We start from the raw sequence: 7,518 nt of genomic DNA, 5'->3' as shown, positions 1-7,518 counted from the left end.
ATGGGAGAGGGGGCGCGGCGCGGTTCCAGTGGCGATCTCGGAGACGACCCCCGCCCTATGCGATCGCCCTGCCCGCGACCCAGTGGCCGGGCGCGACCTCGACGAGGTCTCCCGGCTGCCCATCCGGCGGGAGATGGGGATCGGCGGCGGCGAGGCGGGCGCGCTCGGCGACCGGGTCCGGCAGCGGCACCGCGGAGAGGAGGCGCTGCGTGTAGGGGTGTCGCGGGTCCTCGTAGAGTTTGTCGCTCTCGGCGAGTTCCACGATGCGTCCGCGCCAGAGCACCGCGACCCGGTGGCAGAGGTAGCGCACCATGCGCAGGTCGTGGGAGATGAACAGGTAGGAGAGGCCGAGTTCGGATTGCAGGTCCTGCAGAAGGTTGACCACCTGCGCCTGGATCGAGACGTCGAGCGCGGCGATCGGCTCGTCCGCGACGATGAAGCTCGGCCTGAGCGCGATGGCCCGGGCGATGCAGATGCGCTGGCGCTGGCCGCCGGAGAACTGGTGCGGGAAGCGCCCGAGAAAGGCCGGATCGAGGCCGACCCGCTCGAACAGGTGCTCGACCGCCGCGCGGCGCTCGCCCGCACCCATCCCGGGCCGGTGCAGCCGGAAGGCCTCGGCGACGTAGGCGCCGACGCTCATGCGCGGGTTCAGCGCGGCGTAGGGGTCCTGGAACACGGTCTGGATGCGCCCGCGCATCCGCCGCATCGCCCGGGGCGGGAGCGTGGCGAGATCCGTGCCCTCGAAGGCGACGGTGCCCGCGGTCGGCGGGTTCAGCATGGTCACGGCCCGGCCGATCGTGGACTTGCCGGAGCCGGACTCGCCGACGAGTCCCAGCGTCTCGCCCGGCGCGATGTCGAAGCTGACGTCGTGGACCGCGCGGAACACGGACGCCTTGCCGCCCCACCACGCGCGCAGGGGATAGGCCTTCGAGAGGTTGCGGACCGACAGGATGGGGGCTGCTGACGCGCTCATCGGGCGCCCTCCTCGGCGAGCCGGGCCGGCAGGTCGTACCAGGCCGCCACGAGATGGCCCGGCGCGGCGCCCGCGGCCTGGACGAGCGGCGGCATCTCGGCGCGGCAGCGGGCGGTGGCGTAGGCGTTGCGCGGGGCGAAGGGATCGCCCGGCAGCGGGCGGCGCATGTCGGGCGGGCTGCCGTCGATCTGGTGCAGGCGGCGGCGCCCGGCGCGGCCTCCGCTCAGGTCCGGCAGGGAGCGCAGCAGGCCCAGCGTGTAGGCGTTGCGCGGGTCGCCGAAGATGTCGTCCACGGGGCCCCGCTCCAGGATGCGCCCGGCATACATCACCTGCACGGTGTCGCTGATGCCGGCGACCACGCCGAGGTCGTGCGTGATCCAGATGATCGCCATGCCGAGTTCGCGCTTCAGCTCCTGCACGAGCGCGATGATCTCGGCCTGCACCGTCACGTCGAGCGCGGTCGTCGCCTCGTCGGCGATGAGGAGCTTCGGCCGGCAGGCGAGCCCGATCGCGATCATCACGCGCTGGCGCTGCCCGCCGGAGAACTCGTGCGGGTACTGGTCGAGGCGCTGGGCCGCGTTCGGGATGCGCACGAGGTCGAGGAGTTCGCGCGCCCGGGCGCGCGCCGCGCGGCTGCCGAGCCCGAGATGGATGCGCAGGGGCTCGACGATCTGCTGGGCGACGGTCATGCCGGGATTGAGCGAGCTCATCGGATCCTGGAACACGAAGCCGATCTCGCCGCCCCGGACCTTGCGCAGCTGGCGCTCGGGCAGCGCCAGGAGATCGCGGCCGCGGAACAGCACCTGCCCGCCCGCGATGCGCCCGGGCGGGCGCGGGATCAGGCCCAGCATGGCGAGCACGTGCACGCTCTTGCCGGAGCCGGACTCGCCCACGATGCCGAGCGTCTCGCCCTCGCGGAGCGTGTACGAGACGCCGTTGACGGCGTGGACCGTGCCGCCCTCCGTGTCGAAGGTGACGCGCAGGTCCCGCACGTCGAGCAGGGGTTCGGCGAGCAGAGGTTCGCTCATGTGCGCTGCCTCGGGTCGAGGGCGTCGCGCAAGCCGTCGCCCAGAAGGTTGAAGGCGAGCACCGCGAGGAAGATCGAGACGCCCGGCCAGATCGCCATCCAGGGCGCCTGGTCCATGAAGTTCTTGGCGACCGTCAGCATGGCGCCCCAGGACGGCTCGGGCGGCTGCTGGCCGAGGCCCAGGAAGGAGAGGCTCGCCTCCGCGATGATGGCGGCCGCGATGGTCAGCGTCGCCTGGACGAGGATCGCCGGCACGATGTTGGGCAGGATGTGCACCAGCGCGATCCGCCAGGGCGGGTTGCCGACCGCGCGCGCCGCCTCCACGAACTCCTCCGCCGCCACGGCCCGCACCTGCGCCCGGGTGAGCCGCACGAAGGTCGAGGTGGCCGAGAGGCCGATGGCCAGCATGGCGTTGGTGAGGCTCGGGCCCAGGAAGGCGGCCAGCGCGATCGCCAGGATCAGGAAGGGGATCGCGAGGAGCGCGTCGGTGAGGCGCATGATCACCGCATCGACCCAGCCCCCCGCATAGCCCGCGAGGAGGCCGATCGGCAGGCCGAGCGCGACCGCGAGCGCCACCGAGACGAGGCCGGCACCGAGCGAGGCGCGGGCCCCGTAGATGATGCGCGACAGCACGTCCCGCCCGACCTCGTCGCCGCCGAACGGGTGCGCGAGGCTCGGCGCGGCGCGCACCGCGCCCCAGTCGGTCGCGGTCGGATCGTAGGGTGCGACGACGTCCGCCAGCGCGGCGATCGCCACCAGCGCGACGACGATGGCAAGGCCGATCACCGCGCTCCGCCGGGCGCGCAGCCGGCGCCAGAAGGCGGAGAGGGAGCCGGGCTCGCGCGGGGTGGCGGCCGCGGGCGCGGCGACGCCGGCGGCTTCGGTGAGAGGCGCGCCGGTGCTCATGCGCGGCGCAGCTTCGGGTTCACCACGGCCGAGAGCAGGTCGGCGGCGAGGTTGAGGGCGATGTAGGTGGCGGCGGTGCAGATCACGACGCCCTGCACCGTGGCGAAATCCCGGTTGAACACGGCGTCCACCATCAGCTTGCCGAAGCCCGGCACGGAGAAGACCTGCTCGGTCAGCACCGCGCCCGAGAGCAATTGTCCGAATTCCAGCGCTCCCAGCGTGATGATCGGGATCGCCGCATTGGGCAGCGCGTGGCGCAGGACGAGGCGCAACGGCGAGACGCCCTTGGCGCGGGCGGTGCGCACGTAGTCGGAGCCCAGGACGCCCAGCATCGCCGCGCGGGTGTGGCGCATCATCACCGCGGCGATGGCGTTGCCGAGGACGAAGGCCGGCATCGCCATCGAGCGCAGGTTCTCGACGAGGCTCTCGCCGGGCGGCACGTAGCCGGAGGCCGGCAGCCAGCCGAGATGCACCGAGAACAGCAGGATCAGGAGGATGCCGAGCCAGAAGTTCGGCACCGACAGGCCCCAGAGCGCGACCCCGTTGGCGGCCGCGTCCATCCAGGTGCCCTGCTTGACCGCCGAGAGGATCCCCATCGGCACGCCGATCGCGAGCGCCACCAGCATGGCGAGGCAGGCGAGTTCCAGCGTGACCGGCAGCTTCTCCAGCACCAGTTCGGAGACCGGCTTCTGCAGGCGCACCGAGACGCCGAGATCGCCCTGCAGCACGCCGCCCGCCCAGTAGGCGTAGCGCACGGGCAGCGGCTGATCGAGGTGGTACTTCTCGCGGATGAAGGCGATGACCTCGGGGTCGCGCTCCTCCCCGGTCAGCGCCGTCGCGACGTCGCCCGGCAGCAATTGCTGCAGGGCGAAGATGATCATGGAGGCGATGACGAGGGTCGGGACCGCCAGGGCGAGGCGGTGGGCCAGGAAACGCAGCATCAGTTCAGCTTCAGGCCGGTGAAGCGGGCGAGCCCGTCCGGATAGGGCACGAAGCCGGTGAGCTTCGGGCTGTAGGCCCAGAGCAGCTTGCGGTGCATCAGGTAGACGGCAGGGCGCTCGGTCAGCACCTTGTCGGCGAGCGCCTTCCAGGCGGCCTTGCGCTTCTCCGGATCGACCGAGCCGCGCTCGGCCTGGAGCGCCGCGTCGGCGCCCTCGCTGCAGTAGCGCGGATAGTTCAGGGGCGCCTTGCAGGCGAGGAAGCTGAAGGTGTTGCCGTCCGGGTCCGGCCGGCCGCTCCAGTTGTAGAGATAGGCCTCGTAGTTGCCCTTGTCGGCGACATCGAGCGCCGTGGTGAAGTCGGTGGCCTGCAGCTTCACGTCGAAGCCCGCCTCCTTGGTCATGGCCTGGATCACCTGGCCGACCTGCGGCGCCTCGCTGTTGGCGTAGACCATCAGGGTGATCTGGGGCCTGGGCTGGCCGGCCTCGGCGAGGAGCGCCTTGGCTTTCGCCACGTCGCGCTTCGGGATCGGGTACTCCTTCACGTAGTCCGGGTGCTTCGGAGAGACCCACTGGTTGCCGGGCAGGAACTCGCCGTTGAACACCACCTGGCTGATGGCGGCCCGGTCGAGGGAGAGATCGAACGCCGCCCGCACGCGCGGGTCGGCGACCGGCGAGCCGGCCTTGGCGAGGTTGAACAGGACCGACTGGAAGCCGAGCTCGTAGGTCGAGGCGAGCTTGAGCTTGGCGTCGCGCGCCACCTGCGGCGCGTCGGTCGGGGCGAGGCGTTCCAGGAGGTCGAGCTGGCCGGCGCGCAGGTTCGTCAGCCGCACGGTGCTGTCGGGGATCGGCCGGAACTCGATGCGCTCGATGTGGATCTGGTCCTTGTTCCAGTAATCGGGGAAGCGTTCGACCACGATGCGGTCCTGCGGCACCCGCTCGACGAACTTGTAGGGGCCGGCGCAGACGGGCGCGGTGGCGAACCTGTCGCCCAGCCGCTCGGCGGCCTTCGGCGAGACCAGCATGCCGGCCCGGTCGGTGAACTGGGCCATCAGCGGCGCGAAGGGCTGCTTCAGGGTGATCCTGAAGGTGAGGTCGTCCACGACCTCCACGGTGTCGATCGGCGCGATCTCGCCGCGGCGCTGCGAGCCCGGCATCTTCAGGTGACGCTCGAGCGAGAACTTGGCGGCCGCCGCGTTCACGGGCTCGCCGTCGTGGAACTTGGCACCCGGCCGCAGGGTCACGGTGAGCACCCGCTCGTCGGGCGACAGCTCCCACTTTGTGGCCAGCTGCGGCACCGGCTTCAGGTCCGGCCCGATATCGACGAGCTTGTCGCAGAGCGCGGCGAAGACCATGCGGCTGGCGAAGGTGCGGGCCAGCGTCGGGTCGAGGGCGTCGGGATCCTCCATCAAGCCGTAGCGCAGGGTCTGGGCCGAGAGCGGCGCGGCGGAGAGCGCGAGCCCTGCGGCGAGGTAGGCGGCGGCAAGACGCAACATCCAGTTGTCCCGTTCGTGCGAGGATTGGTCGGCCAGGAGGGTCCGGCGCGCGGGCCGGCTCGTCAAGACCGCGGCGACGCGATCCTGTGGCACACGGTGTTCCAAGCAGCATCCGTGCCAGCGCGCCCGTGGACGGCACAACTTGTGCGGCGGGGAGGATCGGCGCAACAGGAGGGCCGAGCCCGCCGCGCGAACCGGGAATCACGGACCGAATCGATGAAGCCCTTCGACTGGAACCACGGCTACCCCTCGCTGCGCATGCCGATCTTCGGCCGCAACGTGGTGGCGACCTCGCACGCGCTCGCGGCGCAGGCCGGGCTCCGGATGATGTGGCAGGGCGGCAACGCGGTGGACGCGGCCATCGCCACGGCGGCGGCCAAGACCATCACCGAGCCCTGCAGCAACGGGCTCGGCTCGGACGCCTTCTGCATCCTGTGGGACGGCAAGCAGCTGCACGGGCTGAACGCCTCCGGCGGCGCGCCGGCCGCCTGGACGCCCGACTACTTCCGCCGCAAGTACGGCGCGGCGGCCCGCCCGCCGATGCGCGGCTGGGATTCGGTCACGGTGCCGGGCGCGGTCGCGGCCTGGGCGGCGCTCCACGAGCGCTTCGGGCGCCTGCCCTTCGGCGACCTGATGCAGCCGGCGATCGAGATCGCCGAGCGCGGCTACCTCGCGCCGATCGTGGTGCAGCAAAAATGGGCGGCCGCCGCCCGCGTGGCGGACCTCGCCGGCCAGCCGGGCTTCGCCGAGGTCTTCCTGCCGCACGGGCGCGCCCCGGAGGTCGGCGAGCGGGTGCGCCTGCCGGGCATCGCCCGCACGCTCCGCGCCCTGGCCGAGCACGGGCCCCGGGTCTTCTACGAGGGCGAGATCGCCGAGGCGATGGCCCGCCACGCCGCCGCGCACGGGGGCGCCATGACGGTTGCGGATCTCGCCGCCTTCCGGCCCGAATGGGTCGAGCCCACGGGCAAGGATTACCGCGGCTACACGCTCCACGAGATCCCGCCGAACGGGCAGGGCATCGCCGCGCAGATCGCGCTCGGCATCCTTGGGGATTTCGACCTCGCCAGCCTGCCGCCGGACGGGCCCGAGAGCCAGCACCTCCAGATCGAGGCGATGAAGCTCGCGTTCAGCGACACCTACCGCTACGTGGCCGACCCCACCGGCATGACGGTGACGGCCGGGCAGATGCTGGACCCGGCCTACCTGAAGGCCCGTGGCCGCCTCATCGACCGCGCGCGGGCGCAGGATTTCGGCCCCGGCAACCCGGCCTCCGGCGGCACGATCTATCTCACCGCGGCGGACGCCTCCGGCATGATGGTGAGCTTCATCCAGTCGAACTTCATGGGCTTCGGCTCGGGGGTCGTGGTGCCCGAATGGGGCCTGTCGCTGCAGAACCGCGGCCACGGCTTCCACCTCGATCCGGCGAGCCCCAACGTGGTGGCGCCGGGCAAGCGCCCCTTCCACACCATCATCCCGGGCTTCCTGACCAAGGCGGGTGCGCCGGTGATGAGCTTCGGGGTGATGGGTGGCAACATGCAGCCGCAGGGGCACGTGCAGACGCTGGTGCGCATGCTCGATCACCACCAGAACCCGCAGGCGGCCTGCGACGCACCGCGCTGGCGCGTCAACGAAGGCCTGAGCATCAACGTCGAATCGACCATGCCGCCCGAGACGGTGCAGGCGCTCACCGAGCGCGGCCACAGGGTCGATGTGATCAACGACAGCTACCAGGATTTCGGCGCCGGCCAGTTCATCTGGCGCATGGGCGATCCCGCCGAGGACGGCTACGTCGCGGCGAGCGATCCGCGGCGCGACGGGCAGGCGGTGGTCTTCTGAGGTCCGGCGGTTCGCCGGGCCATCCTCGCCCCGGAGCGGTTTTTCGATCGAGCGGGTGTCGTCCCGGCGCAGAGATCCCGCTCGATCTCCCCCTCCGCCGGTCCCGACCGCTCTCCCGATCGGCCCCGATGGCGGGGGACCCCCGCGATCACCGGGGGCCCGGAATCAGGCAGCCTCCGGTTGCTGGGTTCGGCCGCATGAGGTGAACCGCGCCGTGCCCCGTCTCCCATAGGGCAGGGCGATCGCACATGGCGGGGGTCGTCTCCGAGATCGCCAACGGAACCGCACCGCGCCCCCTCTCCCATAGGGAGAGGGTTGGGGTGAGGGGTATGACCTTTCAGA

General features: G+C 71.7%; 6 protein-coding genes. 1 reads left to right on the top strand and 5 read right to left on the bottom strand.

The window, feature by feature from the left end; translation table 11 throughout:
* Window positions 1-55: 55 nt before the first annotated feature.
* The 5 genes from AX737_RS28340 to AX737_RS28320 are packed head-to-tail and all read right to left on the bottom strand — an operon-like array spanning window position 56 to window position 5,340.
* Window positions 56-973, bottom strand: coding sequence for an ATP-binding cassette domain-containing protein (locus tag AX737_RS28340; RefSeq protein ID WP_066927187.1), 918 nt, complete (start codon window positions 971-973; stop codon window positions 56-58).
* A complete protein-coding gene (locus tag AX737_RS28335; RefSeq protein WP_066927185.1) occupies window positions 970-2,001 on the bottom strand; it encodes an ABC transporter ATP-binding protein in 1,032 nt (343 codons plus the stop codon). The genes AX737_RS28340 and AX737_RS28335 overlap by 4 nt, the downstream gene beginning before the upstream one ends.
* On the bottom strand, window positions 1,998-2,906 hold the full coding sequence (locus AX737_RS28330; RefSeq protein WP_066927184.1) for an ABC transporter permease: 909 nt from the start codon (window positions 2,904-2,906) through the stop codon (window positions 1,998-2,000). Before AX737_RS28330 ends, AX737_RS28335 begins: the two co-directional genes overlap by 4 nt.
* Complete coding sequence (locus AX737_RS28325; RefSeq protein WP_066927183.1) at window positions 2,903-3,847, bottom strand: ABC transporter permease; 945 nt, start codon at window positions 3,845-3,847, stop codon at window positions 2,903-2,905. Before AX737_RS28325 ends, AX737_RS28330 begins: the two co-directional genes overlap by 4 nt.
* On the bottom strand, window positions 3,847-5,340 hold the full coding sequence (locus tag AX737_RS28320) for an ABC transporter substrate-binding protein (protein ID WP_066927189.1): 1,494 nt from the start codon (window positions 5,338-5,340) through the stop codon (window positions 3,847-3,849). The genes AX737_RS28325 and AX737_RS28320 overlap by 1 nt, the downstream gene beginning before the upstream one ends.
* Before the next feature lie 216 nt (window positions 5,341-5,556).
* On the opposite strand from AX737_RS28320, the gene AX737_RS28315 reads away from it, so the two are divergent.
* A complete protein-coding gene (locus tag AX737_RS28315) occupies window positions 5,557-7,176 on the top strand; it encodes a gamma-glutamyltransferase family protein (RefSeq protein ID WP_066927179.1) in 1,620 nt (539 codons plus the stop codon).
* The last annotated feature ends 342 nt before the right edge of the window (window positions 7,177-7,518 follow it).

Source organism: Methylobacterium sp. CCH5-D2 (assembly GCF_001556475.1).
Classification (GTDB): domain Bacteria; phylum Pseudomonadota; class Alphaproteobacteria; order Rhizobiales; family Beijerinckiaceae; genus Methylobacterium; species Methylobacterium hispanicum.
The sequence above is the reverse complement of the archived record's forward strand: the minus strand, read 5'-3'. Positions and strand labels throughout refer to the sequence as shown.

What these genes read in the sequence shown, in the direction of transcription:
- AX737_RS28330 (WP_066927184.1), bottom strand. Translation starts at nt 2,906, where the DNA reads ATGAGCACCGGCGCGCCTCTCACCGAAGCCGCCGGCGTCGCCGCGCCC.
- AX737_RS28340 (WP_066927187.1), bottom strand. Translation starts at nt 973, where the DNA reads ATGAGCGCGTCAGCAGCCCCCATCCTGTCGGTCCGCAACCTCTCGAAG.
- AX737_RS28325 (WP_066927183.1), bottom strand. Translation starts at nt 3,847, where the DNA reads ATGCTGCGTTTCCTGGCCCACCGCCTCGCCCTGGCGGTCCCGACCCTC.
- AX737_RS28320 (WP_066927189.1), bottom strand. Translation starts at nt 5,340, where the DNA reads ATGTTGCGTCTTGCCGCCGCCTACCTCGCCGCAGGGCTCGCGCTCTCC.
- AX737_RS28335 (WP_066927185.1), bottom strand. Translation starts at nt 2,001, where the DNA reads ATGAGCGAACCTCTGCTCGCCGAACCCCTGCTCGACGTGCGGGACCTG.
- AX737_RS28315 (WP_066927179.1), top strand. Translation starts at nt 5,557, where the DNA reads ATGAAGCCCTTCGACTGGAACCACGGCTACCCCTCGCTGCGCATGCCG.